Origin of the sequence: Hoeflea sp. (assembly GCF_039975035.1) — a bacterium.
GTDB lineage: Bacteria > Pseudomonadota > Alphaproteobacteria > Rhizobiales > Rhizobiaceae > Hoeflea.
Window position 1 is genome coordinate 1 of sequence record NZ_JBDWHW010000228.1, and the last position, 26,621, is coordinate 26,621.

Annotated in this window: 26 protein-coding genes; 9 read left to right on the top strand and 17 right to left on the bottom strand. The window is 60.2% G+C overall.

Translation table 11 applies throughout. The annotated features are described in order from the left end of the window. Both ABJN75_RS20150 and ABJN75_RS20155 read left to right on the top strand, forming a co-directional pair. Positions 1-804: DUF4159 domain-containing protein (locus tag ABJN75_RS20150; protein WP_348441389.1), on the top strand; the 804-nt coding region annotated here is incomplete at its 5' end. Position 805: 1 nt separating this feature from the next. Continuing rightward, a complete protein-coding gene (locus ABJN75_RS20155; protein WP_348441390.1) occupies positions 806-2,866 on the top strand; it encodes a hypothetical protein in 2,061 nt (686 codons plus the stop codon). A 101-nt stretch (positions 2,867-2,967) separates the two neighbouring features. Here the strand turns inward: ABJN75_RS20155 and ggpS are convergent, their stop codons facing one another. The 4 genes from ggpS to ABJN75_RS20175 form a co-directional block, all read right to left on the bottom strand. Next, positions 2,968-4,461 carry a glucosylglycerol-phosphate synthase gene (ggpS, locus tag ABJN75_RS20160; protein ID WP_348441391.1) on the bottom strand — a complete coding sequence of 498 codons (1,494 nt, stop codon included), beginning with the start codon at positions 4,459-4,461 and terminating at the stop codon, positions 2,968-2,970. A gap of 3 nt (positions 4,462-4,464) precedes the next feature. Then, positions 4,465-5,247 carry an HAD family hydrolase gene (locus ABJN75_RS20165; RefSeq protein WP_348441392.1) on the bottom strand — a complete coding sequence of 261 codons (783 nt, stop codon included), beginning with the start codon at positions 5,245-5,247 and terminating at the stop codon, positions 4,465-4,467. Next, positions 5,244-6,371, bottom strand: a complete 1,128-nt coding sequence (locus ABJN75_RS20170; protein WP_348441393.1) for an NAD(P)H-dependent glycerol-3-phosphate dehydrogenase — start codon at positions 6,369-6,371, stop codon at positions 5,244-5,246. The genes ABJN75_RS20165 and ABJN75_RS20170 overlap by 4 nt, the downstream gene beginning before the upstream one ends. A 286-nt stretch (positions 6,372-6,657) precedes the next feature. Next, the gene (locus ABJN75_RS20175) at positions 6,658-7,167 is read right to left on the bottom strand and encodes an N-acetyltransferase (RefSeq protein ID WP_348441395.1); all 510 of its coding nucleotides are present in this window, start codon (positions 7,165-7,167) and stop codon (positions 6,658-6,660) included. A 230-nt stretch (positions 7,168-7,397) separates the two neighbouring features. On the opposite strand from ABJN75_RS20175, the gene ABJN75_RS20180 reads away from it, so the two are divergent. Then, positions 7,398-8,387 (top strand): glutathione S-transferase family protein, encoded by a 990-nt coding sequence (locus ABJN75_RS20180; protein WP_348441397.1) that lies wholly within the window; start codon positions 7,398-7,400, stop codon positions 8,385-8,387. A 102-nt stretch (positions 8,388-8,489) separates the two neighbouring features. On the opposite strand, the gene ABJN75_RS20185 is transcribed toward ABJN75_RS20180, so the two are convergent. From ABJN75_RS20185 to ABJN75_RS20195, 3 genes are all read right to left on the bottom strand, one after another. After that, on the bottom strand, positions 8,490-9,251 hold the full coding sequence (locus ABJN75_RS20185) for an ABC transporter permease (RefSeq protein ID WP_348441398.1): 762 nt from the start codon (positions 9,249-9,251) through the stop codon (positions 8,490-8,492). Next, complete coding sequence (locus ABJN75_RS20190; RefSeq protein WP_348441399.1) at positions 9,248-10,174, bottom strand: ABC transporter ATP-binding protein; 927 nt, start codon at positions 10,172-10,174, stop codon at positions 9,248-9,250. The genes ABJN75_RS20185 and ABJN75_RS20190 overlap by 4 nt, the downstream gene beginning before the upstream one ends. A gap of 202 nt (positions 10,175-10,376) precedes the next feature. Continuing rightward, positions 10,377-10,955 carry an NUDIX domain-containing protein gene (locus tag ABJN75_RS20195; protein ID WP_348441400.1) on the bottom strand — a complete coding sequence of 193 codons (579 nt, stop codon included), beginning with the start codon at positions 10,953-10,955 and terminating at the stop codon, positions 10,377-10,379. On the opposite strand from ABJN75_RS20195, the gene ABJN75_RS20200 reads away from it, so the two are divergent. Further along, positions 10,923-11,846, top strand: coding sequence for a metallophosphoesterase (locus tag ABJN75_RS20200; protein WP_348441401.1), 924 nt, complete (start codon positions 10,923-10,925; stop codon positions 11,844-11,846). The two genes, ABJN75_RS20195 and ABJN75_RS20200, sit on opposite strands and share 33 nt — an antisense overlap. On the opposite strand, the gene ABJN75_RS20205 is transcribed toward ABJN75_RS20200, so the two are convergent. The 6 genes from ABJN75_RS20205 to ABJN75_RS20230 all read right to left on the bottom strand — a co-directional run bounded on the left by ABJN75_RS20205 (position 11,839) and on the right by ABJN75_RS20230 (position 17,607). Further along, on the bottom strand, positions 11,839-12,621 hold the full coding sequence (locus ABJN75_RS20205; protein WP_348441402.1) for a hypothetical protein: 783 nt from the start codon (positions 12,619-12,621) through the stop codon (positions 11,839-11,841). The genes ABJN75_RS20200 and ABJN75_RS20205 overlap by 8 nt on opposite strands. A gap of 132 nt (positions 12,622-12,753) precedes the next feature. Next, entirely contained in the window at positions 12,754-13,530 is a 777-nt protein-coding gene (locus ABJN75_RS20210) for an alpha/beta fold hydrolase (RefSeq protein WP_348441403.1), read from the bottom strand. A 72-nt stretch (positions 13,531-13,602) separates the two neighbouring features. Next, positions 13,603-15,312, bottom strand: a complete 1,710-nt coding sequence (leuA, locus tag ABJN75_RS20215) for a 2-isopropylmalate synthase (RefSeq protein WP_348441404.1) — start codon at positions 15,310-15,312, stop codon at positions 13,603-13,605. A gap of 343 nt (positions 15,313-15,655) precedes the next feature. Further along, positions 15,656-16,642 carry a nucleotidyltransferase domain-containing protein gene (locus ABJN75_RS20220; RefSeq protein ID WP_348441405.1) on the bottom strand — a complete coding sequence of 329 codons (987 nt, stop codon included), beginning with the start codon at positions 16,640-16,642 and terminating at the stop codon, positions 15,656-15,658. 2 nt (positions 16,643-16,644) lie between these two features. Next, complete coding sequence (locus ABJN75_RS20225) at positions 16,645-17,214, bottom strand: 3'-5' exoribonuclease (RefSeq protein WP_348441406.1); 570 nt, start codon at positions 17,212-17,214, stop codon at positions 16,645-16,647. A gap of 240 nt (positions 17,215-17,454) precedes the next feature. Next, on the bottom strand, positions 17,455-17,607 hold the full coding sequence (locus ABJN75_RS20230) for a hypothetical protein (RefSeq protein WP_348441407.1): 153 nt from the start codon (positions 17,605-17,607) through the stop codon (positions 17,455-17,457). 357 nt (positions 17,608-17,964) lie between these two features. Here ABJN75_RS20230 and ABJN75_RS20235 point away from each other — a divergent pair, with 357 nt between their 5' ends. The 4 genes from ABJN75_RS20235 to ABJN75_RS20250 all read left to right on the top strand — a co-directional run bounded on the left by ABJN75_RS20235 (position 17,965) and on the right by ABJN75_RS20250 (position 21,865). Continuing rightward, entirely contained in the window at positions 17,965-18,237 is a 273-nt protein-coding gene (locus tag ABJN75_RS20235; protein ID WP_348441408.1) for a type II toxin-antitoxin system ParD family antitoxin, read from the top strand. Further along, entirely contained in the window at positions 18,234-18,509 is a 276-nt protein-coding gene (locus ABJN75_RS20240; RefSeq protein WP_348441409.1) for a hypothetical protein, read from the top strand. Before ABJN75_RS20235 ends, ABJN75_RS20240 begins: the two co-directional genes overlap by 4 nt. Before the next feature lie 977 nt (positions 18,510-19,486). Further along, positions 19,487-20,584, top strand: coding sequence for a carboxynorspermidine decarboxylase (locus tag ABJN75_RS20245; protein WP_348441416.1), 1,098 nt, complete (start codon positions 19,487-19,489; stop codon positions 20,582-20,584). A gap of 39 nt (positions 20,585-20,623) precedes the next feature. Then, the gene (locus tag ABJN75_RS20250; RefSeq protein ID WP_348441410.1) at positions 20,624-21,865 is read left to right on the top strand and encodes a saccharopine dehydrogenase family protein; all 1,242 of its coding nucleotides are present in this window, start codon (positions 20,624-20,626) and stop codon (positions 21,863-21,865) included. A 109-nt stretch (positions 21,866-21,974) separates the two neighbouring features. Here the strand turns inward: ABJN75_RS20250 and ABJN75_RS20255 are convergent, their stop codons facing one another. After that, positions 21,975-22,775: an SDR family NAD(P)-dependent oxidoreductase gene (locus tag ABJN75_RS20255; protein WP_348441411.1), complete on the bottom strand. Its 801-nt coding sequence runs from the start codon at positions 22,773-22,775 to the stop codon at positions 21,975-21,977. Between the two features lie 47 nt (positions 22,776-22,822). Beyond that, the gene (locus ABJN75_RS20260) at positions 22,823-23,317 is read right to left on the bottom strand and encodes a GNAT family N-acetyltransferase (RefSeq protein WP_348441412.1); all 495 of its coding nucleotides are present in this window, start codon (positions 23,315-23,317) and stop codon (positions 22,823-22,825) included. 185 nt (positions 23,318-23,502) lie between these two features. On the opposite strand from ABJN75_RS20260, the gene rsgA reads away from it, so the two are divergent. After that, positions 23,503-24,579, top strand: a complete 1,077-nt coding sequence (gene rsgA / locus ABJN75_RS20265) for a ribosome small subunit-dependent GTPase A (RefSeq protein WP_348441413.1) — start codon at positions 23,503-23,505, stop codon at positions 24,577-24,579. Between the two features lie 63 nt (positions 24,580-24,642). On the opposite strand, the gene ABJN75_RS20270 is transcribed toward rsgA, so the two are convergent. After that, positions 24,643-25,221 (bottom strand): ATP-dependent Clp protease proteolytic subunit, encoded by a 579-nt coding sequence (locus ABJN75_RS20270; RefSeq protein WP_348441414.1) that lies wholly within the window; start codon positions 25,219-25,221, stop codon positions 24,643-24,645. 182 nt (positions 25,222-25,403) lie between these two features. Beyond that, positions 25,404-26,621: DEAD/DEAH box helicase (locus tag ABJN75_RS20275; RefSeq protein WP_348441415.1), on the bottom strand; the 1,218-nt coding region annotated here is incomplete at its 5' end.

Consider the following 26,621-nt stretch of genomic DNA (forward strand, 5'->3'; position numbering starts at 1 on the left):
GTCTCGCTGGCCTATCTGGCTTCGCCCGGTTCTGCGCGCGCCCAGGACGCGCAGCCCGGAGACGCCGATCTGCTTGCAAGCCTCGATCAGACCCATCTGGCCTATGTCATTACCGGCGATGAGCAAGCCGACACCACCAGCCAATCCGGGCTCGACAGCCTGTCGACCTATCTGAGCATGCGAACCGCACTCGAACCGGGCAACGCCATCGGCGTCGATATCGAAACCGACCAGCTTGGGCTGTATCCGCTGATTTACTGGCCGATGAGCGACACCGCCGAGCTTCCCTCCCCGGCAGCCATCAGCCGGATTGACGCCTACATGAAAAACGGCGGAACGGTTCTGTTCGACACCCGCGACCGGATCGTTGATCTCGGCGGCGGATCAAGCCAGCTGACGCTCCGGTTGCAGCAAATCCTCGCCAGTCTCGACATTCCTCCGCTTGAACCGGTCCCGGCCGATCATGTGCTGACCAAATCATTCTTTTTGCTCGACACATTTCCTGGCCGCTATTCCGACGGACCCTTGTGGGTGGAGGCAACGCCCCAGTCCGACAATCCGGCCGAGCGGCCGGCCAGATCGGGCGATGGCGTGTCCTCGATTCTCATTACCGGCAACGACATGGCCGCCGCCTGGGCCGTGGATGATCAGGGATTTCCTATGTTTTCGACCGTCCCGGCCGATCCATGGCAGCGCGAATACGCCTTCCGCGCCGGGGTCAACATCGTCATGTACATGCTGACCGGCAACTACAAGGCCGATCAGGTGCACATCCCCGCGCTGCTCGAACGCTTGGGACAATGACATGAGTCTCGCCTTCGACCCGTTCCTGCCACTGCCATTGATCCTCGTGATCGCGGTTGTCGCGATCCTGCTTGTCGGATGGGCATTCGCCAAGCGCATGCGCGGCGCAGCACTTCGCGCGCTGGCGCTGGCAGCACTTGTGCTGGCGCTGGCAAATCCGGTTGCCAATTTCGAAGACCGTGAACCGGTGACCAGCGTGGTCGCCATCGTCGTCGACCGAAGCCCGAGCCAGATGACCCCCGACCGCACCGCGCGCACCGATGCGGCCCTGAAAGCGCTCACCGAGCGCCTCGCGCGCTACCCGGCCTTCGAAACCCGGATCATCGAGGCGGTAACCGATCCGGATGCGCAATCGCCCTCCACAAAGCTGTTCGAGGCGCTGGCGTCGGGCGTTCGCGATGTCCCGAGTTCGCGTTTGGCGGGTGCGGTGATGATCACCGATGGCCAGGTGCACGATGTGCCCGGCTCCTTGTCGGCACTTGGTCTTGATGCGCCGCTGCACGGGCTGATTGTCGGCGAAGAGGATGAGATCGACCGGCGCGTTGACGTGGTGCGCAGCCCCCGTTTCGGCATCGTCGGCGAGGATCAGGAGATCGTCTATCGCGTCAGCGAGGATGGCGCGGCCGCCTCCGGCCCTGTGTCGGTGACCGTGCGGATCAATGGCGCGCGGGTTGTCAACGAAACCGCCATACCCGGCGAGGAATCCTCTTTCTATCTGAAACTGCCGCGCGGCGGCGAGAACATCGTCGAGTTCCACGTCGATGAGCTGGATGGTGAAGTCACCACCGCCAACAACCAGGCCGTGACCCTGATCGAAGGCATCCGCGAAAATCTGCGTGTGTTGCTGGTCTCCGGCGCGCCGCACGCCGGTGAGCGCGCCTGGCGCAACCTGCTCAAATCCGACGCTTCGGTGGATCTGGTGCATTTCACCATTCTGCGTCCACCGGAAAAACAGGACGGAACGCCGATTTCCGAGCTCTCGCTGATCGCCTTTCCGACCCGCGAATTGTTCATCGAAAAGATCGACGAGTTCGACCTGATCATTTTCGACCGCTACCAGAACCGCGGCGTGCTGCCGGTGCTTTATTACGATTACATCGCCCGCTATGTCGAAGATGGCGGTGCGCTGCTGATCGCCGCCGGTCCGGAATTTGCCGGTATCCAGTCCATCGCCGAAACACCGCTGGCGCCTGCGCTTCCGGCAATGCCGACCGGCGATGTCGCCAATGCCGGCTACTATCCGCGCCTCTCCGAGGATGGAAAACGCCATCCGGTGACGCGCGCGCTTCCCGGCGGCTCGAGCGAACCACCGGCATGGGGCCGATGGTTCCGCACTGTCGGCGTACACGACACGATCGGCGACACGGTCATGCGCGGCACCGATGGCGCGCCGCTGCTGGTGCTCAACCGCTACGGCGATGGCCGGGTGGCGATGCTGCTTTCCGATCATGGCTGGCTGTGGGCGCGCGGCTTTGAAGGCGGCGGTCCGCATGTCGCCCTCTACCGGCGCATCGCCCATTGGCTGATGAAGGAACCCTCCCTTGAGGAAGAGGCACTGCGGGCGATCGCCAATGGCAGGACACTGGTGGTCGAACGCCAGAGCATGAGTGAAACCACCGGTCCCGCGACGATCAAGCTGCCGTCGGGCGAAACCCGCGACATCGAGTTGACGCCCGCGGGAGAGGGCCTGTTCAGATCGGAACTGACACTTGACGAGCCCGGGCTGGTGGAAGTCACCTCGGGCGATCTCAGGGCGCTGGCCCATGTCGGCGCTGTTGACGCGCCCGAGTTCCGCGCCACCGTGTCCACTACCGGCATTATCGGGCCGCTCTCGGCGCAGAGCGGCGGACTGACCACACGCATCAACGCCGCCGCATCCAACCTGCCGCAGATCCTGCCGACACGCGCCGCCTCGGTCAACGCCGGCAGCCGCATGGGCTTGCGCGCCAGCAATGAAAGCGTACTCAAGGGCGTGCGCTCCCTGCCATTGTTCGGCGGTTTGCTGGGGCTGGCCCTGATGATCCTGGCTCTGGGCGCAACCTGGTTCCGCGAGGGACGTTAACGCGTCGCACTCAAATGGGCTCAGCTGACGCGCGTCCACTCATTGTTGCGGCATGTCATTGTCGCAAAACCGCTAGACGTTTTCGCGCGACATGTATTGGATCAGCTTGCCTTGGACAGAGCTTCCACGGATGAAAAATAGCTCATCTGGTCTTCTGCCCAGGCCTTGATGCCATAGCGCTTGACCGTGTTGCGCAACATCGTCATGCGCTGCCGCCGTTCTTCTTCCGGCATGGCCAGAGCCTGTTCGATACCGGTGTCCATCGACCGGTGCGAAAACGGATTGGTGATGACAGCCGAAGAAAGTTCGACAGCAGCGCCGGCGAATTCGGACAACACCAGCACCCCGTCGCCATCGACGCGGGCCGCGGCATATTCCTTGCAGACCAGGTTCATGCCGTCGGCCAGCGGCGTGATCCAGCAGACATCGGCCAGCTGATAATAGGCGATCAGGTCCTTGAACGGAATCGCGGTCGAGATCAGCGCCACCGGCTGCCATTCGAACGAGCCGAATGTACCATTGATCCGGCCCGCAACCTGTTCGATCTCGCCCTGGATTTCCTCGTACGCCGCCATGCTGCGGTTGGCGCCGACGGACACATGCATCAACCGCACATTGCCATGCAGTTCCGGGTGCGCCTGCAACAGGCGTTCATAGCTTTCCAGCTGCTGCACCCCGCCCTTGGTGTAATCGGTGCGCCCGACCGACAGGATCAGCTTGCAATCGCCCAGCTCCGACCGGATGGCGATGGCGCTGTCGCGGGTTTCCTCGCAGACGGCGCGTTCCTGAATATAGTCCCAGTCAATGCCCACCGGCGCGCTGGAAATCTTGATCGTGCGTCCCTGATACTGAACCGATTCCGGCACCCGCCGGTCAGACAGCGCCGTGCCTTCCCAGATGAAATCCGGGTTCACGTCCTTGCGAACAACATTGCCAACTTCCAGAAGGCTTTGCGCCACATGGACGAAGTTCACCGCGTAGCGCGGGATGTGAAAGCCGACCACGTCGCAGGCAAGCAGGCTGTCGACGATTTCGCGCCGCCACGGCAGCACGTTGAACATGTCCGCGGCCGGGAACGGGGTGTGATGGAAGAAGGAAATCTGCACATCCGGGCGCAGCTTGCGCAGATACCCCGGCACCAGCCACAAATTGTAGTCATGCACCCAGACCACAGCACCAGGTGCGGCTTCCGCAGCCGCGGCTTCGGCAAAGGCCCAGTTCACTTCCCTGAATGTCGGCCAGTCGACCGGGTCGTAATTGTAGCGTTCCTTGAACGAATGCAGGATCGGCCAGAACGCTTCCTTTGAAGTGATGTGATAGAAGCTCGACACCTGGTCGGGCGTCAGCGGCAGACGCGTGACCGAGTATTTGCCGTAGCTGTCCTCGATCTCGATGACCCGTTCGAAGTCCGGGTTGGCGGCATCGTCAGCCAGCTTCCAGGCGATCCAGGCACCTTTGTCCACACGGCCGAAAAACCCCTTCAGGGTCGGCACGATCCCGTTGGGGCTTTTGTTTTCCCTGAAAACGATCTTGCCGTTTTCTTCAACCTCTTCATAAGGTTGGCGGTGGTAGACGATGACGAGATCGCTGGCCATGTATCAGTATCCTTCCGGTAGGTCGTGCATTTCGAAGGCACGGATTGCCTCCAGAATGCCTGCCGCACCATGAGCTTGCGCCATATGCAGGTGCTCAAGGTGAGCAACGCGCTTGACCAATTCTTGTTCCGAATTGCCCACGGCGACGGCTGGAAGCCCGCATTCCAGCATCGACAGATCGTTGAGCGTATCGCCTGCGCAAAGCACGCGTTCGGGCTTGATTGCCAGATAGTCCACAAGCCGTCGCAGCGACGGCCCCTTGCTGACGCCATCAGGCAGGACATCGAAAAACCTGTTGTCCGAGATCAGCGGCTGAAACCCCATCCCAAGGACAACGTCCCACGCAGACCCGTCAAAGATATCGGGATCAATATCATAGCTGACCCGATAGCGGAAATCGGTCGGCTGCAGTGTCAGGCCGGGATAGCCGTCAAGCCTTGCCCGCACCGTATCGCCGGCATTGCCCCAGCGCGCCGAGATTTCGGTTTCGAGGTGCTCGATCGGAGCCACGCCGGTTTCCGGCGAGACCGTGGCGATTGTGGTGCCGACATCGCCCACGGCATAATCCGGCCAGGGCACGCCGCGCTCGCGGCAAAGCTCACCGATGAATTTGGGATCGCGCCCGGTGACAAAGATCAGGCCGACGCTGTCGCGGTTGGCTTCGATCCAGCCGTACAAACGGCTTCGATCCTCGTCGCTGCCGCCCAGAAAGGTGCCATCCAGATCGGTCGCCAGCACAAATCGCCGCGCATTCAGTCCGCTGAGGTCTGTCGTCTTTACAGTCATTGGATTGCCTCTGCTGCCATGGCGACGGGGTGATCTATGGATATGGCGAGGCCCCGGCGCTCGCCTTCGATCGGCTGCGACCAGACATCGCCGAAGGTTTCCCGCACATCCGCGCCCTGGTGCAGGATCCGGTGCACACTCTCGCATATCGGCAGCTTGATGTTCATCCGGCGGGCAAGGTCCATCACCGAGATCGAATTCACCTCGCCCTCGACAACCACCGGCTTGCCGTCAAAACAATGCTCCCGCGGAATGCCTTTCCCGAGCTGGACACCCAGCGACATGTTGCGCGATGTCTGCGACGAGCAGGTCAGGATCAGATCGCCCGCACCGGCCAGGCCGGTGACAGTCTCGCGGCGGCCGCCAAGCCCGTCGGCCAGCGTCTTCATCTCGTCCATGCCGCGCACGATCAGCGCTGCCCGGGTGTTTTCGGCATAGCCGGCACCGGTGATCATGCCGCAGGCAATGGCAATCACGTTCTTGATCGCGCCGCTGACTTCAACGCCGACCAGATCATCGGTAATGTAGGGCCGGAAGAACTCGGAGCCGAGCGACAGCGCCAGCCGGGTTGCCGGACTGGACCCGGTATCAAGCCGGTCGGAATAGGAAAACTGAAAGGCGACGGTCGCCGCGGTCAGATGACCGAGCGCGGTTTCCGTGGCAAAGGTCGGCCCCGACAGCGCGCCGATCTGGTGGCCGCCCAGAATCTGGGACGCCACTTCGCTCAGCAGATATCCCGTCCCGGCTTCGATTCCCTTGGCGCACAGCGCGATGGGGACCGCTTTTTCCAGGTGCGGGCGCATCTGCAGGCAGACCTCGCGCAAGGTTCGTGACGGGGTGACCAGCAGCACCGCCTCCGCACCTTTCAGCGCCTCGGCCATGTCCGTGGTTGCATGGATCCCGTCCGGAAGCTCAATACCCGGAAGGTATTTCGGATTTTCACGGCGGGTGTTGATTGCCTCGACTGTCGCTTGGTCCCGTCCCCAGATCACGGTCTCGCGGCCGGCGCGTCGCGCCACCGAGGCCAATGCGGTTCCCCAGGAACCCGCGCCGATGACGCAGATTTTGGCGTATGGAATGGGAGAAGCAGACAGGTCGTTGGCTTGTGTGCCCAGATAACTCATATGCCTTTATCTAGTGCCTCTCTTGCTGCATTGCAACAAGATACCTCCAGAAACGACAACCAGTGTTCAATCTTCGCCGCGCGCCACGGTTGCTGAACCACCCCGGTTCATCCAGCAAACCAGTGCCCATCCGCCGCCAGCAGCGTTGCCGATTGTTTCCTGTTGCTGTCCGCGACACGCGGATGTTCACCCTCATGGCTGCACACCACAAACACATCAGTTCCGGCATTCGGCGGATGATGGCCTGCATTCGGGGATCGCCAACCGGTTCAGCGACGATCGCGCGTCAGAACTTCCTGTCGCGGTGATGGATTTCGCCTTCAAGCGCCATCGCATCGACATCACCGAAACAGGCCGCCAGCAGCCGGTGCGGATCGAACGGTCCGGGCATGGTCAGCGCGCCGGGTCTGGTCCGGGCAAACCCCAGCGGCGAATAATAGGGAGGGTCGCCCACCAGCAGAACCGCCTGGCTGCCGGCATTCTCCGCCGCCGCCAGCGCGATGCGAACCAGTTCCCGGCCGATCCCGCGGTTCTTGTGCGAGGGCCGCACCGCAAGCGGCCCGAGCAGATGCCCCGCGCAAGCGCCGGCAAAAATCGGCGTCATCCGCACGGAGGCGATGGTTTCGCCCCGATCCGCCGCGACAAAGGAGAGCCGCAGGTCATGCGGCCCCTGTTCGCGCACCCGCTCGGCGGCGCGCACGAAGCGACCGGGCCCGAAGGCTTCTTCATTGATATGCATGATAGCTGCGTCATGAGACGCGTCTTCGGTGAGAAAGACAAGATCCTGGATGAGCATGGAGAATTTTCCGGATAAGACGACAAGACATGATGAGGCGCGCGCATAAGGCGCGTTGGCAGTCTGTTCAGCGTCGTCGCAAGGCCTTGGCCGGCATCCGTATTTTCCTTCTTGTCTCTCGCCATTAGCAAAGCTTGCCGCTGTCGTCCAATGCAAAACGCACCGTTCACCCCCATTGCCTTCGCTTTTTTGTTTTTCCGTCTTATGTCTGGTGTCAAAGGAGAACGATCATGGGAATGCTGGTTGACGGCGTCTGGAAAGACGTCTGGTACGACACCAAATCCACGGGCGGCCATTTCAAACGGTCGGAGTCGGCGTTTCGCAACTGGGTAACCCCGGATGGCGAGCCGGGTCCAACCGGCGAAGGCGGCTTCGCGGCTGAAGCCGGCCGCTATCACCTCTATGTCTCGCTCGCGTGTCCCTGGGCGCATCGCACGCTGATCTTCCGCAAGCTCAAGGGCCTGGAGGACGCCATATCGGTGTCGGTTGTCGATCCCTATATGGGCGAGAACGGCTGGGAGTTTCATGACCGCGACGGCGGCACGCGCGATCATCTGGGCGGCGCCAAATATCTCTGGCAGGTCTATGTCGCGGCGATGCCCGATTATTCCGGCCGCGTCACCGTGCCGGTGCTGTGGGACAAGAAGAACAACACCATTGTCTCCAATGAATCCTCGGAAATCATTCGCATGTTCAATTCCGGCTTCGGCGCCATCGCCCGGCCGGGGCCGGACTACTATCCGCCCGCCCTGCGCCAGGAAATCGACGAGATCAACGAGCTGGTCTACCACAAGATCAACAACGGCGTTTACAAGTCGGGCTTTGCCACAACCCAGGCAGCCTATGAAGAACATGTCGGCGAACTGTTCGACGCCCTCGACACCGTCGAAGAGCGGCTGACCCGCAACCGCTACCTGACCGGCGACGCGCTGACCGAAGCCGACTGGCGGCTGTTCACCACGCTGGTGCGGTTCGATCCGGTCTATGTCGGACATTTCAAGTGCAACATCCGCCGCATTGTCGATTATCCCGCGCTGTCGGGCTATCTGCGCGAGCTTTACCAGATGCCCGGAGTGGCCGAAACGGTGAACATGGATCACATCAAGGGCCATTACTATCGCAGCCACGCAAGCATCAACCCCACCGGGGTTGTTCCCGTCGGCCCGGAACTTGACCTGCAATCACCGCATGGCCGCGAGCGGCTGGGCAAAGCCGCCTGACCGGCAAGCGTGGGGGCGCTCCATTGCTGCCCCTGACAATTGAAACAAAAAGGCGCTCCCGAATTTCGAGAGCGCCTCTTGCATTGGCAGCCGGTCTGCGGATCAGGTCTTGATCTTGTAGCCGGTCTTGAAGGTCCATCCGATGATCCCGAGACAGACGAACATGAACACCGCGATCATCATCAGGCTGAGGCCGATATTGATGTCGGACGTGCCGAAGAAGCTCCACCTGAAACCGGAAATCAGGTAGACCACCGGATTGAACATGGTGACCGTCTGCCAGAACGGCGGCAGCATCGAGATCGAATAGAAACTGCCGCCCAGAAACACCAGCGGCGTGATCACCAGCAGCGGCACCATCTGCAACTGCTCGAAATTCTTCGACCAGATCCCGATGATGAAGCCGAACAGGCTGAACGAGACGCAGGTCAGCACCAGAAACGCCAGCATGGCAACGGGATGCAGGATCTGGAAATCGACGAAGAACTCCGCCGTCGCCAGGATCACCAGCCCGATCAGGGCTGATTTGGTCGCCGCAGCACCAACATAGCCGAGCACGATTTCGAAAAACGAAACCGGCGCCGTGTGCAACTCGTAGATCGACCCGAGAAATTTCGGAAAATAGATCCCGAACGACGCATTGGAAATGCTCTGGGTCAGCACCGAGAGCATGATCAGCCCCGGCACGATGAAGGCGCCGTAGGTGGTGCCGTCTATCTCCTGAATACGCGAGCCGATGGCCGCGCCAAAGACAATGAAATAGAGCGAGGTCGACAGCACCGGCGAGATCAGGCTCTGCGACAGGGTGCGGAAGAACCGCGCCATCTCGAATGAATAGATCGATCTGACTGCCTGAAAATTCATGACTTCTCCTCAACCAGCCCGACGAAAATATCTTCCAGTGAACTTTGCCGCGTTTCCACGTCCCGCAGGACGATGCCTGTCTTGCTCAGGTCCGCAAACAGCGAGGCAATGCCGGTTCGTTCGCCATTGGCCTCATAGGAATAGGTCAGCGTCCGCTCATCCGCGCTGTAATCGAGATTGTAACGGGCGAGTGCCTCGGGTACCGCATCCAGCGGCGTCATCAGTTCGATCCGCATCTGCCGCTGTCCCATGCGCTGCATCAGCGTTTCCTTTTTCTCGACCAGCAGCAACTCACCGTTGCGGATAACACCGATCCGGTCCGCGATGGCTTCCGCCTCGTCGATGTAGTGCGTGGTCAGGATGATGGTGACGCCGTCATCCTTGAGCTGCTGCACCACCTGCCACATCTCCTTGCGCAGCTCGACATCGACCCCGGCGGTCGGCTCGTCGAGAAACAGCACCCGCGGCTCGTGGCACAAAGCCTTGGCAATCAGCACCCGGCGTTTCATGCCGCCAGACAATTCCATCGTCTTGGCGTCTTTCTTGTCCCACAACGACAGCTTTTCAAGAATGCTCTGCAGCAGCGCCGGATCGTTCTTCTTGCCAAACAGACCACGGGTGAAGCGCAGCGCATCGTAAACCGTCTGGAACGGCTCCAGGGCTATTTCCTGAGGCACCAGTCCGATCAGCGAGCGGGTCTGGCGGTAATCAGCGACGACATCGAAGCCGCCGACCTTGACCGACCCGGAACTGGCATTGACCAGTCCGCAAATGATCGAGATCAGCGTGGTCTTGCCCGCCCCGTTGGGACCGAGCAGCGCCAGAATCTCGCCTTCATTGATATCGAGATTGACATTCTTCAGCGCCTGAAAGCCGCTATCATATTGTTTTGACAGATTTTCAACGGAAAGAATCGGGGCCATGATCTACTTCTTGTCAAGGAGGACAGTCCGGCTGGACCTGCACTGAACGCAGCAAAACCGGGGCACGATCCATATGCGCAATTGGTCAGAGATAAGCCGGAATGGCTCGCATTCAAGCGCACACTGAAAACTCAAGCCCGATCAGGGGTGTTTCCATCCGTTGCCGCGACCGGGATCCGTCTGCGGCCGCGGTGGGTCCCGGTCACCATTCTTCGCTGATCTGCGCTTCTCCGGAAAGCTCCGCAAGCCGCCGCCTGGTTGCCCCGGTCACCCCTTCCGGCAACGCGTCAAGCGCGAAGAACCCGGCCTCAAGAATCTCGCGATCGGCACGCTTCGGCGCGGTCTGCTCAACGGTGCAGCGGTAAAACGCGACATGATCGCGGCGGCTGGTGCGGCGGTTGAAATAAACCGCGAACAATTCGGCCTCGCCGGCAAGCACCAGATTTCCTTCCTCCCGCAATTCCTTGATCAGCGCCTGGCCCATGGTTTCGCCCCGCTCGACACCGCCGCCGGGCATGTGCCAGCCGGGCACATAGGAATGGCGCACCAGAAACACCCGGCCTTCGGCGTCATAACACGCAGCCCGCACGCCCAGCGTCATCGACCGCGTCAGCACAAACCAGACATGGATGACACGGGTGACCAGCCGCGCGCGCAACGACCGCAGTTCCGGCGGACGACCGCCAAAGCCGTCATCCGGCAAGGCGCCCGGTTGCGGTCCGGACTGCGGATCGCTATTGCTTGAACCATGTTTCGATTGGCCCATATTTCCGATGTTCATCTTGGTCCCTTGCCGAAAATGTCGCTGGCCGAACTCGCGTCCAAGCGCATTACCGGTTATGTGAACTGGCAGCGCAACCGCCGCAAGCAGCTTTTTGGCGACACGCTGGAGAATCTGGTCGCCGCGGTGCACGAGGCCGCGCCCGATCATGTCGCCATCACCGGCGATCTGGTCAACCTGGCCACCAATACTGAAATCGAAGTGGTGCGGCTCTGGCTCGAGACCGGTTTCGATCCCGAAAATGCCACGCTGGTGCCGGGCAATCACGACGCTTATGTTCCGGGTGCGCTGGCGCGCGCCAAGACAGCCTGGATGCCCTGGCTAAAATCCGACAGCGTCGAGCCGGACGCACCGCCGGACGCAGCCTTGTTTCCCAGTTACCGCAAACGCGGACCGGTTGCGCTGATCGGCATTTCCTCGGCCAATGCCACGCTGCCGTTTATCGCAACCGGTGATCTGAGCCGCAAACAGGCCCGCGCCGCCGGCAAATTGCTCGACAGCGCAAATGCGGAAGGGCTGTTTCGCGTGGTCATGATTCATCACCCGCCGGTGCGCGGCGCGGCGCAATGGACCAAGCGGCTGCGCGGCATTGGCCGCTTTGGCAAGATGCTCAGACAGCATGGCGCGGAACTGGTGCTGCATGGCCATACCCATCTCGACACGCTGCACCATTTGCAAGGCCGCGATGGCGAAGTGCCGGTGGTGGGGATAGCCTCGGCCAGCCATGGCCCCGGCGGCAATCGCCCGCCTGCAGGCTTCAACCTGTTCGATATTGAGGGCGAACCGGGCAACTGGCGGCTTGTTCACCGCCGCATGCGGCTGTCGGGCAATGGCCCCGGTTTTGCTGAAGTTGAAGAAGGACTGATCGGCTCTGAGGCAAGGATCAGTTGATCATCGCCGACAGCCTGTCCCAGAACGCCACCACCAGCGCTGCCGAACCGGCAACACAACCGAGAATGAACCAGGAAGCACCGAGCACGAACCCGGCGCCGCGCGAGGATTTTCGCGGAGTCTGTACGTCAGACCCGGGCATGGCCGCAACCGCCTGAGCCGTCGTGTCGGCGGCAGCCTTCGTGTCCCCGGCAGTGTCGGCACCCGCTTCGGACGGCCGTGCCCAATTGTCCGGGGATGCAACTGCACCTGACGCAACCGCATCATCGGCCACATCGCCGGCGCCGGCTTCATCGGCGCGCATCAGGTCGGCCTCGTCTTCCGTTGTCGGGTTCGACGCAACGGCCGCCTTCATGGTTTCGAAATCGCCGGCCAGAATCCGTTCCCGCTCGATCACCCGTTCAGCAATGTAGCGGCCGACCGCATCGGCGGTGCGGGTCATGTCGCTGGTATCGGAAATCACCAGCCGGCCAAGCCGTGTGTCACGGACAAAGCGGAACACCCGGCGGTCATGGCCCATATGCACATGCGCCACCGAATCGATCCACAGCCGCGGCTGCAGACCCGGCGAGATGCCGAAATCGAACCGGTCATCGGCCGGATCGATGTCATCAATCAACGGCTGGAGTTCCTGGGCCAGAAGTTCGAGCCGGGCGCGATCCGCATCGCGAATGTCGACCACGACGTCGGTGCGGTCGGCGGCGGCGATTTTGACTTCACGCACGATATCCGCCAGACGGCGGTCGGTCGTGTATGTCTTGGATTGGTCGGTCATGGCGCGGTTCCGGGCAGAATTGGTTAACAACTTCTTAGCACAGACCGCTATTGATGGCGACAATGCGGCGGAGCCTGATTGCCGACGTGGTAAAGATCCGCGCTCCGGCCCCTCTGGCCTGGCCGCCTCGCCTCAGGCCTTGGCAGAAACCGCGTGCTCGAGCACCCGGATCACCGCGTCAGGCGCTTCCTCGGGCAGCATGTGCCCCAGTCCCGGCAGCACGCTGAACGCGAACGACACCGGCAGGGCTTGTGGCTTCGGGCACGGCAGCACGGTGTCCTCGGCTCCCCAGATCACCGCCACCGGCATTTCCAGCGCGGCCAGCGCATCACCAGGCAGCACGCCCTGGCCTTCAGCCGGACCATCGGGGAACATCGCCTGGTAGGTTTGCGAAATCGCCTCCAGCGCGCCCGGCCGGGCCCGCGCGGCAATGAAGCCGTCGACCACCGATTGCGGGGCGGTAAAGCCCGGCGCCGCCATCTCGCCAAGGCAGGCGCGGATCTCGGCCTCGGTGGCGGCGCGCGCATAGCGCTGCAGCAGTCCGGCATTGATGTCCCTGGACATTCCGCCGGGCGCCACCAGCGTCAGGGACTTGACGCGGGGTCCGGCGCGCATGGCGATCAGCGCCGCCACCGCGCCACCCATCGAATGTCCGGCCAGATGGAACTCCTCCACCCCTGCCCCGTCGAGCCCGGCGAGAATCGCCTTGGCCATCCGCCCGGCGCCGCCGCGGCCTTCGGATTCAAGCGATCCGCCATGGCCGGGCAGATCGATGGTGATCACCCGCAGGCTCTTGGGCAGCCCCGCCTTCACCGCACCCCAGACCGAGCCGTCGCCGCCAAACCCGTGCAGCAACACCAGCGGTATGCTGCTCTCGGGTCCTGAAAATTCCATATGAAGTCCGCTCACGGCGCTCTCCTCCCCGCATTTCAAAACCAGACCGCCGCACTCTTTCAAGCGCGGCGGTCAAATCATTATGTCTCAGCCTTGTTGCGCGGCCAGCACCCTATTGGCCGCCGACACCACCGCTTCCAGCGATGCCGCGACGATATTGGTGTTGACGCCGGCGCCATAAAGCTTGCCCGAGGGCGTTTCCATCTGCATGTAGCAGATCGCCGCCGCATTGGAGCCGTGCTGCATCGAGTGCTCGGAATAATTCGCCACCGTCAGCTCGATGCCGAGATAGGCCGTCAGCGCGTTGACAAAGCCGTCGATCGGCCCGGTACCGCGGCCCTCGATGCGCTTGGTCTCGCCCTTGTCGGTGATCTCGGCCGACACCACCCGCACGCCCTTGTTGGCGGGGTCGGTGTGGGTGTGATGATCGACAAAGCCCAGCCGCGCGCCGGGCTGGCTGACATAGAGCTCCATGAAGCTTTCATAGATCCGCTTCGGCGGCAGCTCGACACCCTCTTCATCGGTGATGCGCTGGATTTCCTCGCGGAATTCCACCTGCAGCGCGCGGGGCAGATCCAGCCCGTAATCCTCCTTCAGGATATAGGCGATGCCGCCCTTGCCCGATTGCGAGTTGATCCGGATGATCGCCTCGTAGGAACGCCCGACATCGTTCGGATCGATCGGCAGATAGGGCACTTCCCATTCCGGCTTGTTGGCCTGGCGGATCGCCTTGATGCCCTTGTTGATCGCATCCTGGTGCGAGCCCGAAAACGCCGTATAGACCAGCTCGCCGACGTAAGGATGCCGCTCGGGGATCTTCATTTCGTTTGAATATTCAAACACATCCTTGATCCGCTCGATATCCGAGCAATCAAGCTCGGGATCGACCCCTTGGGTGAACATGTTCAGCGCCAAGGCCACCACATCGACATTGCCGGTGCGCTCGCCATTGCCGAACAGCGTGCCCTCGACCCGGTCGGCGCCCGCCATCAGCCCCAGTTCGGTGGCGGCAATGCCGGTGCCGCGGTCATTGTGCGGATGCAGCGACACCAGCACGTTTTCGCGGTTGGTGATGTTGCGGCACATCCACTCGATCTGGTCGGCATAGATGTTCGGCGTCGCCATCTCCACCGTCGACGGCAGGTTGAGGATCAGCTTGTTGTCGGGCGTGGGCTGAATGATGTCGATCACCGCATTGGAGATTTCCAGCGCCACTTCCAGCTCGGTGCCGGTGAAACTTTCCGGCGAATATTCAAACCGGAAATCACCGCCGGCCTTCTCCGCCATCTCCTTGACCATCTTCGCCGCATCGACGGCAATCTGCTTGATGCCCGCCACATCCTTGTCAAACACCACCCGGCGCTGCAATTCCGATGTCGAATTGTAAAAATGCACGATCGGACGGTGCGCGCCCTCGAGCGCCTCGAATGTCCGGGTGATCAGCTCCGGCCGGCACTGCACCAGCACCTGCAGCGACACATCTTGCGGAACACCCCCCTCTTCCACGCACCAGCGGGCAAAATCAAAATCCGTCTGCGAGGCGGACGGAAACCCGATCTCGATTTCCTTGAAGCCCATGTCGAGCAGCAACTGGAACATCCGCGCCTTGCGGTCATGCCCCATCGGGTTGATCAGTGACTGGTTGCCGTCGCGCAAATCCACCGAGCACCAGATCGGTGCTTTCTCGATCCGCTTGGACGGCCAGGTCCGGTCGGCAAGATCGATCAGCGGATAGGCGTGGTATTTCTGCGATGCCGTCGGCATGCCCTTTGGTCCGGATGAAGTGTGTGCGGTCATGATCGTCTCTCGTTTCCTGGCCCCCGCGCCCGGCGTCGCGTCAAACGCGGCGTCAACAGGCACTCTGGGCCGTCATGTTGCATTCAGGAAAAAATGTAAAGTCGCGAGAGGAGCAGCGTCGCCAGCGGGTTCGACCGCCGGACGCTCCTCAACGAGCCCGACGATCGCCGCTAAGTGCGAGAAGTAGGCCACCAAGACGCGCACACGAAACCGCCGCCGCTGCGAAGCGGGCTGGTGACGCTGGATCTGGGCGCGTGGTCAGGTTCATGCGGAAAAGATAGCTGCGGCGGGGCGGGATGGCAAGGGCTCAATCAAATAGGAATGAATGACTGCCTAAACTATATCAAACAACGATCAGGCGGTAAAATCTGTTGCTTCCACCAAGCTTAGACAGCGCGTCAAACATAAGATCCCCGAACTCATAAGACTCCGTCATCCATCTTGCGCTGTTTTCTTCGAACTCCGCAATCAATTTGGCCTTTGGTTGATCCGTTCTTTTCAAAAACTCGGCATATTTATCCAGAAGCATATTTACAGTTGAATGAACTTCGGCAAAATCATTCTGATCCAGTAACCATCTCAACCGACCCGTTGGAGTAAGCTGCGTCATTTCTTTTGCACGGCCAGGAGTTACCGTACCCTCCAAAATAAAAACTCCAAGGAGATACAAAAGCGCAGAATAACAAGTGAGCATACGGCTATGCTTCAATTTATAGTTCTTAATCTTACCTTCAATCTTTTTATCGATAGGATCTCGAACAGTTCTAGCTTCATAATTGACGCAAAATGTTCGCCACAAACGAAGAATGTCATTTGCCAAATAGGCAGGCATGAACTTTTCTGCGTGATCTTCATAATCACGCCAGTATGATGCAATCACATCATCAATAATGTCACTATAGGCCTCCTCGCCAAGCAATGGTCGGCTTTCGAGAAATAACAATAAACGACCCGTCAGAGTATTATTCGCATCATCATCGGGAGAGCCAATTGAGTCAGTAAACTGCTTCACTGAATAGTGATCTAAATACTTTCCATCTGCGTCAAAATCTGGAATCCCCAATTTTCGAATAGCGCTTATAAGATCAGCCTTAACCAAAATAGCATCCAAATGCCTAAGCTGGCTTGTCACCGCTCCATCAACCTCTGCTATTTTACTAACAATAAAGAGATCCAAATCACTTTTACTACCCGCTTCAAGACGACCAAATGACCCAGTTGCATAAACACAGGCTTTGCTTCCCAATTTAGCTGCGGCATTTTCCAATTCGTTTTTAAGCTGCGCTATGCGAGATTCGGTCTTCGTTTTCCGAGCTGAAAGGTATTCCAAATTCAAGCCTCCCATTCAAAGACATTTGCAAAAATCTCTGCCTGCTCAATAGCATCATCAAGCGCGTGGTGCGTATGTACTCCGGCGGGAACCAGCTGTTTCGGAAGCTTAGACCGACCAGAATCTGTGATCGGAAAACCAGTCTTCACCGAGACCGCAGTCTTAATATCAAAACATCTGGAATGCCCAAACGGAGACCCGTGTTTTGAAAACCGAACGAAATACCAATAAATCCATGACCAATCAAAGCTCAAGGGGTAGGCAACAAATACAGGATTGCCATGGCCAGCGATGTTCAAAACCCATTCCCTAGCCTCCTCCATCGCCTGTTCGGGAATCATGCCACTTTTAATAAGTGACACTCGATCAAGCCCGTTGACCGCAAGAGCTTCCTTTTCATAATTCGGAGAAATCGGCTTTAACTCTCGATAAAAGCTCTGCTCATAGTTTTTTGGCCGCCTAAAATGCTTGCCATCATACGATCCAGCGTAGACCAATGCGAATGACAAAATTGAATAGGGTCCGGGTATCGGTCCGTCTGTTTCAATGTCAGCGGAAAAATAGACGTCCAATTTGTTCTCCGATGCCCTATTGGAAGGGTGGCCCAGCATATCAGGCTCCGCGACCATCGCACTTGACTGCTCTACCCTCATTTGGGCCATTTGGCTTTATCCCTGTTTTCCGAATCGGACACTGTACTAGCTAACGTGTGCGAGGCTTTCAACAACACCGATCCAGCAGAGTCCACTGTGGTCACTGCAAGAAAAAAAGTTTTACCAGAGCGCCTCCAGTTCGGGTCATTTCTCCAATGATCAAGCATCAGCATCCTGAATGCGTGAGGTGGCGGATCCAAGCTCTATCCCGCCGGGAAACAACATCAGAAACTCGCCAAAATTGGTTTGCGGCTTTGTCATCGCTTTCTGCGCCGTCTCGGCATCTTTGACGCTAAACAGAACAGCGGCCAATTCCTATGCCAGGTAATGGTGATGAATTCGCCCGAAGCCGCCTGGTCAACCAACGCCGCGACCCCGGCCTTGGCGTCTGTCATGCTGGCAATGGACATGGCGCCTCTTTGAGTGTTGCACGACACACGATATAGATATTTGCGGGCTTTCAGCAAGCCCTCAATCTCCCCCCTTGCGGGGGAGATGTCGCCGTAGGTGACAGAGGGGGTGACGCCACAAACACCGGACCCGGATCAATACCCCCTCTGCCCCGTCCTTGGGACCCCATCGCAAGGGGGGAGATCGGACGCCGCGACCGTCGGAAACCCGGTATGAATTAGTCATACCCCGTGATATCCTGTTCCAAAAGGATCAATCATGGACAAGCGAACGATCAGCCTACCCGATGAGCATGCAAACTTCATCGATCAAAAAGTCAGCTCTGGAGACTACGCTTCGGCAAGCGAAGTCGTTCGGGCGGGGCTGCGCGCCCTGCAGGAACGGGATCGCGCCGTTGAAGACTGGCTCCGCAACCAGGTTGCGCCAACCTATGATGCCATGCTTGCCGACCCCTCGCGCGGTATTCCGGCAAGGTCCGTCTTTGATGATATTCGCGCCCTGCACGCTCAAAAGACAAAAAGCTCAGCGTGAAACCGCGCGACATCATCTTCGCGCCTGAAGCGCGTGCGGATGTGTTGGCGCTCTATGAATGGATCAGTGCCAAAGCGAACCCCGGTGTCGCAATGGCCTATATCGACCGTATCGAACGCTATTGCAGCGGCTTCGGGAAATCACAGTCTATTCCGCTCTTCATTCTCTCCAAAATACATCCGGTTCCCTCTCGAGAACATCAAATCCTATGGTCGCAACTACCGCCAATGACCGCGTCCATCGGCATCCCCCACCCGTCACCCCGGACTTGATCCGGGGCCCAGCCACCGCGCGTCCGCGCGGTGAGTCACTCTCCCTCACTGGACGCGGTGTTCTGCTCTTCCGGCTCGCCGACGCTCGCCTGCTGGATGCCGGATCGGAAGTCCGGGATGACGGAATGTGAGGGAACCACAGTGCACAATCCCCCACCCCACCCCCAACACTTCCAACCCCTTAGCCAAAATCCGCGCCCTTTTCATCCCCACATCCCTCCCCCGTGCCATACTTTCTCTCGCTCCCGCTGCCGGATGGATCCGCGAACGTGGTCGGCCAGGCGGGAGGAAGGCCTTTTGCGGATCTGCGGTAACGTGCGGCAGGTCGCGAAAGGAGGCGGAGGCCATCGGGGTTCCGCTGGCGGGCGGTCAAATTCGACCGTGCAAAGCCAGCCACCGGGCCGGTACCCGTTTTCGCGACGCCGCAGTGCGGCAGGAAACGGAACATCCGGTCCGGGCCTGTGGCGGACATGACGGCCAATCACGGCGCGTCAGCGTCCGTGCCGGACCCTCGAGAACCACTCCCGCGGTCTGTCCTGATCGCGGCCGGAGCAATCCGGGCGGAGAGCCCCGAAGAGGGGCAGGTGGATAAGCCGGCTCCGTGTGCTGCAAGGTGCCGCCTGTCGGATGCGGACATCATCCGGCGATACTCGGGCCGTGCGCGTGGCTTTCGCCACCCAAACCAAACTCATTCCGTAAGGCAAAGCCCGCGTGCGGCCCTCCGGACTTGAATGCGACAAACCCGCCGGCGAGAATTTCGCGCACGGGGGATTTGGCGTGGGTGAGGATCAAGAAAGGCCCCTCTTTCTCACCAAAACCCCGCATCAGCCCTTGCCTATGACAGCCGATTTCCCTAATTCCCCCTCACGCATGATCCCCCGGCAGGGCCGGGTCCGCGTTCGACCCCACCGCTTGCATGCGCCACACCGCCCCTCCCCCCATGACCGGGATGCCCCATGACCATGATGGATGAGACCGTGATCCAGACCCCCTATTATCTGATCGACAAGTCGAAGCTCTTGATCAACATGGAAAAGATCGCGCACTTGCGCGAACTCTCCGGTGCCAAGGCGCTGCTGGCGCTCAAATGCTTTGCCACCTGGGGCGTGTTTGATTTCATGGCAGATTATATGGACGGCACCACCTCGTCGTCACTCAACGAGGTGCGGCTCGGCCGCGAGAGGTTCGGCAAGGAAACCCACGCTTATTCGGTGGCTTATGCCGATCACGAGATCGACGAAGTCGTCTCCCACGCCGACAAGATCATCTTCAATTCGATCGGCCAGCTCACCCGCTTCGCAGGCCATGCCGACGGCATAACCCGCGGTTTACGGCTCAATCCCGGCGTCAGCTCCTCCACGTTTGATCTGGCCGATCCGGCGCGGCCGTTTTCGCGGCTGGGCGAATGGGATCTCAAGCAGGTCGAGCCGGTCATGGAGATGATCTCCGGCTTCATGATTCACAACAATTGCGAAAACAGCGATTTCGCGCTGTTTGACCAGATGCTCGGCAATATCGAGAGTAAATTCGGACCGCTGTTGAAAAAGGCCGAATGGGTCAGCCTCGGCGGCGGCATCCATTTCACCGGCGAAGATTATCCGCTCGAGCAATTCGCCGAACGGCTCAAGCGCTTTGCCGGCGAGTATGGCGTGCAGGTCTATCTCGAGCCCGGCGAAGCCTCGATCACCAAGTCGACGACGCTGGAAGTCACCGTGCTCGACACGCTGTTCAATGGCAAGAACCTCGCCATTGTCGATAGCTCGATCGAGGCCCATATGCTGGATCTCTTGATCTACCGCGAAACCGCCAAGATCAAACCCAACAGCGGCGATCACCGCTACATGATCTGCGGCAAATCCTGCCTGGCCGGCGATATCTTCGGCGAGTTCAATTTCCCGGCCAAGCTTGCCATCGGCGACCGGATTTCGGTCCAGGACGCCGCCGGTTACACTATGGTCAAGAAAAACTGGTTTAACGGCGTGCAAATGCCGTCAATCGCCATCCGCGAGCTGGATGGCAGCATCAGAACGGTCCGCGAGTTTGATTACGCGGATTTCGAACACAGCCTCTCGTAAGGCATCTGACGATTGGACGTAAGGAGTTAGTCCCCCATCATGAAGAAGAATGTCCTCATCATCGGCGCCGGCGGCGTCGCCCAGGTTGTCGCCCACAAATGCGCCCAGAACAACGATGTGCTCGGCGACATCAACATCGCCTCACGCACCAGGGAAAAATGCGACGCCATCATCGCCTCCATCGGCGAGAAGAACGCCATGAAGCAGCCTGGCGTGCTCGCCGGCCATGCGCTTGACGCCATGGACATCGAGGCCACCAAGGCGCTGATCAAATCGACCAACTCGCAAATCGTCATCAATGTCGGTACCGCGTTCTTGAACATGTCGGTGATGCGCGCCTGCCTCGACACCGGCACCGCCTATATCGACACCGCCATCCATGAAGAGCCGGGCAAGATCTGTGAAACCCCGCCCTGGTACGGCAATTACGAATGGAAGCACGCCGACGAAGCCGCCGAGAAAGGCGTCACCGTCATCTTGGGCGCCGGCTTCGATCCGGGCGTCGTCAACGCCTATGCGGCGCTGGCCAAAAACGACTATTTCGACACCGTCACCGATGTCGACATCGTCGACATCAATGCCGGCAGCCACGGCAAGTATTTCGCCACCAATTTCGACCCGGAAATCAATTTCCGCGAATTTACCGGCGTGGTCTATTCCTGGCAGGGCGGCGAGTGGCAGACCAACAAGATGTTCGAGATCGGCAAGACCTACGACCTGCCGGTTGTCGGCCCGTCGAAGGCCTATCTTTGCGGCCATGACGAAGTCCACTCGCTGGCGAAAAACATGGACGGCGCCGATGTGCGCTTCTGGATGGGCTTCGGCGATCACTACATCAACGTCTTCACCGTGCTCAAATCCATCGGCCTGCTGTCGGAACAGCCGGTCACGCTGGCTGACGGCTCCGAAGTGGTGCCGCTGAAAGTGGTCAAGGCCTGCCTGCCAGATCCGGCGTCGCTGGCGCCAGACTACACCGGCAAGACCTGCATCGGCGATTTTGTCAAAGGCACCAAGGACGGCAAGGAACGCGAAGTCTTCATCTACAACGTCGCCGACCACAAGGACGCCTACAATGAAGTGGGCAGCCAAGGGATCTCCTACACCGCCGGCGTGCCCCCCGTCGCCGCCGCCATGCTGGTCGCCAGCGGGCAGTGGGATGTGAAAAAGATGGCCAATGTCGAGGAACTCGATCCGAAACCGTTCCTCAACATCCTCAACCACAACGGCCTGCCGACCCGCATCAAGGACGAAAACGGCGACCGCGCGCTGGATTTTTCGTAATCAGGCAATGGGTTGCGGCGCAAACGCCGTGAACCGGTAACATAAGCCAAAAATGCCCCCGCGGGTCAGACCGGCGGGGGCATTTCGATTCCTGGCACGGGTGCTGCAGTTAGGCCTTGATCAGGCTTTCAATGACGCGCACCACTTCCGCGCACTTGCCATCGTCCAGCCCGTCAGGATGCGGCGACGCAAAGCGGTCGTTGTCATTGTCAAAATAGCGCCCGGAAGCCGGAGCAAACTCCGCATCCAGCGCCGCACGGACAAGGATGCTCGCGCCAATGGCCAGATCGCCACCAGCAACGCCGAAGCCTTCCTTGACCATCTTGCTGCCAAGCATCGAGCCCGGGTTGATGGCAATGATCACCGGTCCCTTATCCTTGAGCTCCTCAGCCATATGCCGCGACCACATGGTCAGCGCCAGTTTGCTTTGCGCATAGGCGTCCATCGCTGGAAGCTTTCGCTGGCCTTGAAGGGCTTTGAGGTCCACCGGCGCCTGCGCCGCCGACGACAGGTTCACCACCCGCCCGTCCGGGCTCATCAACGGCAGAAGTTTCGTGGTCAGCAGATAGGGAGCAATTGTGTTGACCGCGAACCGCACATCAAAGCCTTCGGGCGTGGTGGCATCAGCGACCTTGAAGATCCCGGCATTGTTGATCAACACATCAAGGCGCGGGTGAGCTTCGGAAACCTCCTGAGCAAGCCTCTCCACCTCGGCCATGCGCGAGAGATCAGCAACATAGCTCTCGATTGCCCCGGCACCCGGCAGCGCTTCTAGCGCGGCTTGAACCGCAGCAAGCTTGGCCGGATTGCGCCCGTGCAGCAGCACATGATGCCCGGCAGAGACAAGCAGCTTTGCGGTTTCCAGCCCGATGCCATCGGTCGAACCGGTGATGAGAATGGTTTTCGGCATGGGTCGTCTCCTTCATTCAGGCAAGTCTGGCAGGATGCCGTGGGACATCACTTCGTGTGACGATACACCAGAACCTCCGGCCCCGGGCGCTCCGGGTCGACCTCCAGCTCGGCGCCCAGCCGCTCGGCCAACCTGCGCGAACGGTGATTGTCCGGATCGATGTGGCTGACAATCGTTGTGAGCCGCCGGACATTGAACCCCCAGTCGCGCAACGCCTTGGCCGCTTCAAAGCCATAGCCCTTGCCCTGCCAGGCCGGATAGACCAGCCAGCCCAGTTCATGCTCGGGAAACAGCGGCCCGTGATTGATCCCGACCTGGCCCAGGCACGCGCCGGTTTCCCGGTCTTCGATCATCAGCGCGCCGACACCCAGCAGTTGCCATTGCGCCAGATCGTGGCAGAACAGCCCCCAGGCGTCCCCCAGCGCATGAGGGCCCTCCATGAAGACGGCATCCTCGGACATCATCAGAGCGGCATAGGCCGGCCAGTCTTCCATGGTCTGCGCTCTGAGCAACAGCCGTTCGGTTTCAAGTGTCGGGATCAAGCGGAGGCCTCACATTTTTGCGGCAGCGGATGCAAAACAGAATCGTTTTTCCACGCCCATGCCATAGAATGCTATTCTATAACGCTGTACTGAACCCATGACATCCCTTCAACGGCAGTATCCGCATAGCGACTGATCTCTGCCAATGCAGCTTTTGGGGTCCCGGAGCATGAAAGCCACATTCAATGACGCGTGATTATTCAGCGTTCCTGCCATCCACCGCCAAGGGCGAGATCCCGAAGCCACCGGTACCGGTCCTGCAAAACCTTGGCTGGCAGAACTTCTTTGCCCAGCAGATCAGCATCGACGAGATGACCGGGACGCCCCCGGTCAGGATCACCGAGGTGCATCGCAGCGGGCTTCGCGTATTGGGCGACGACATCGACACGATGGTGCCACCGCGCGCCGACGCCACAGTTGGTGACTGGCTGCTGCTCAATCATGAGCTTCCCAGTTCCAGCCGGTTGCTCGAGCGCAAGAGCCTGATCAAGCGCCGCGCCGCCGGCCACGACCGTTCCATCCAGCTGATCGCCGCCAATATCGACACAGCCTTCATCGTCACCTCCTGCAATCTCGATTTCAACGTCGCAAGGCTGGAACGCTACGTCGCGCTCGCTTTTGATGCCGGTGTCACCCCGGTGATCCTGCTGACAAAGGCCGATCTGTGCGAGGATCCCTCCACCTATGTCACTGACGCCGAGGCGATTTCCGATGATGTCGCGGTGCTGACGCTCAATGCCAAGAGCGACGAGCCGAAAACCAAACTTGCATCCTGGTGCAAGCCGGGCCAGACAATCGCCTTTCTCGGCTCCTCCGGTGTAGGCAAGTCGACACTGACCAACGCGCTCTCGGTCAGCGAGGTCGCAGCCACACAGTCGATCCGCGAGGATGACGCCAAGGGCCGCCACACCACCTCGCACCGCCAGCTTCACATCCTGCCCAATGGCTGCGCCGTCCTCGACACGCCCGGCGTGCGCGAGTTGCAACTCACCGAAGCCGAAGCCGGCGTTGCCGAGGTATTCTCCGATCTCGACGCGCTGTCGCTCGAATGCCGCTTCAACAATTGCACCCATGTCAGCGAACCCGGCTGTGCGGTGCAGGCAGCCCTCAAGAGCGGCGCGATTGACGAGGCGCGGCTGGCGCGATGGCGCAAGCTGGTTGCCGAGGACCAGCACAACACCGCAAGCCTTGCCCAGCGACGCTCAAAGGACAAGGCTTTTGGCAAGATGATCAAACAGGCCAAGAAGCACAAAGCGAGATAGCAAACGAAAAACCCCGCCGGTTTTCACCAGCGGGGCCGCATTCATTCCAAACCTGAAGCCGGTTCAGATCTCGGACTGGTTGGTGATGATCTTGCCCACCAGACCATACTCCTTGGCATCCTCTGCCGAGAGCCAGTAATCGCGATCCGTATCGGCAGCGATCTTCTCCACCTTCTGGCCGGTGGCCTTGGCGAAGATGTTGTTGAGCCGCTCGTTCATCTTGATGATTTCGCGTGCCTGGATCTCGATGTCGGAGACCATGCCGCGGGTGCCGCCCGATGGCTGATGCAGCAGGAAGCGGGTGTTGGGCAGGCAAAGCCGCTGCTCCTTGGGCACCGACACATAGATCAGTGCGCCGGCGGAGGCGACCCAGCCGGTGCCGATGATCCAGACCTTGGGCTTGATGAAGCCGATCATGTCATGGATCGAATCGCCCGATTCCACATGGCCGCCCGGTGAATTGACGAAGATACGGATATCGTCATCACTGGCTGCGGCGAGCGCTGCCAGTTGGGCACAGACCTTGTGCGCCAATTCCTGGGTGATCCCGCCATAGATGAAGATCGAACGCGATTTGAACAGGTTTGCTTCCGCTTCCTTGCCCAGCGGCAGTTCTGTCGTCTTTTCGTCTTCGTCGCTCATAAGCCAGTCTCCGTGTGTTTGCATGTCTCGCAGATAGTACGATCCGGCCCGCGAAACAATGGCCGACCGGCGAATGGGTTTCCAACATGCAAACGGCGCAACGTGAAACGCTGCGCCGTCTGGCAATCAAATCTGGTCTGCCGGTCTGAAATCAGACCTGACAGGCATCATGCAAATGCCTGTCAGCCCCGGGCTGCGGCCTTGTCGCCGGCCTGCTCCGGCCGCGGACGACGGTCGCTGCGGCGGCGACGCGCCTTGGCTGCAGGCTGATCGCCATTCTGGTTGGCGACAGCTGCCGGCCGGTGCCGGTTGTCGGCAGGCTTGCGGCCCTGACCTTGCGGCTTTCCACCCTGGCCCGGCTTGCGGCCCTGGCCTTGCGGCTTGGCGCCCTGCGGACGCGCACCCTGACGCGGGCGCTGGGTGCGGTTGAGCGGAGCAAAATCGCCATCCGGATCAGCCAATGCGTCGACATAGGTGCCTTCCGGAGCCTTTTCGACCGGGATCTCTGTTTTCAGCATCTTTTCGATGTCGCGCAGCAGCGAGCGTTCGTCCGGAGCACAGAAGGTCACGGCAGTGCCTTCGGCGCCGGCGCGCGCGGTACGGCCAATGCGGTGAACATAGACTTCCGGCACATTCGGCAGTTCGTAATTGACCACCAGGCTGACGCCCGGCACATCGATGCCACGGGCGGCAATGTCGGTGGCGATCAGCACCGGCACGGTGCCGGCGCGGAAGCCCGCAAGCGCACGTTCGCGCTGGCCCTGCGACTTGTTGCCATGAATGGCGGCGGCGTTGATGCCGTCGGTCTCTAGCCGCTTGACGGCCTTGTCGGCACCGCGCTTGGTGCGGGTGAAGACGATGACGCGTTCGCCTTTGCGGCCACGAATGAGGCCAGCCAGTGCGCCCATCTTGGCAGGCGTCTGCATGTGCATGACCGAATGCTCGACGCGGTCGGCGGTCTTCTTGGCAGGGATTACCGACACTTCGATCGGGTCCTTGAGGTGACGGTCGGAAAGCTGACGGATTTCCTTGGGCATGGTTGCCGAGAACAACAGCGTCTGGCGATTTTGCGGGGTCATGGCCAGCAGGCGCTTGATTGCCGGCATGAAGCCGATGTCGAGCATCTGGTCAGCCTCATCAAGCACAACCACTTCAATCTCGTTGAGCGAGACCGCACGTTGTTCGATCAGGTCCATCAGCCGGCCCGGGGTGGCGATCAGGATATCGATGCCGCCGGCCAGAGCCTTGATCTGCGGACGGATCGACACACCGCCAACCACCACGGTCGAAGTCAGGTGCAGCCTGCGGCCGTAATCCTTGACGCTTCGGGCGATCTGGGCGGAGAGTTCGCGGGTTGGTGACAGGATCAGCGCGCGCACTTTCTTCGGCGCGGCTTTCTT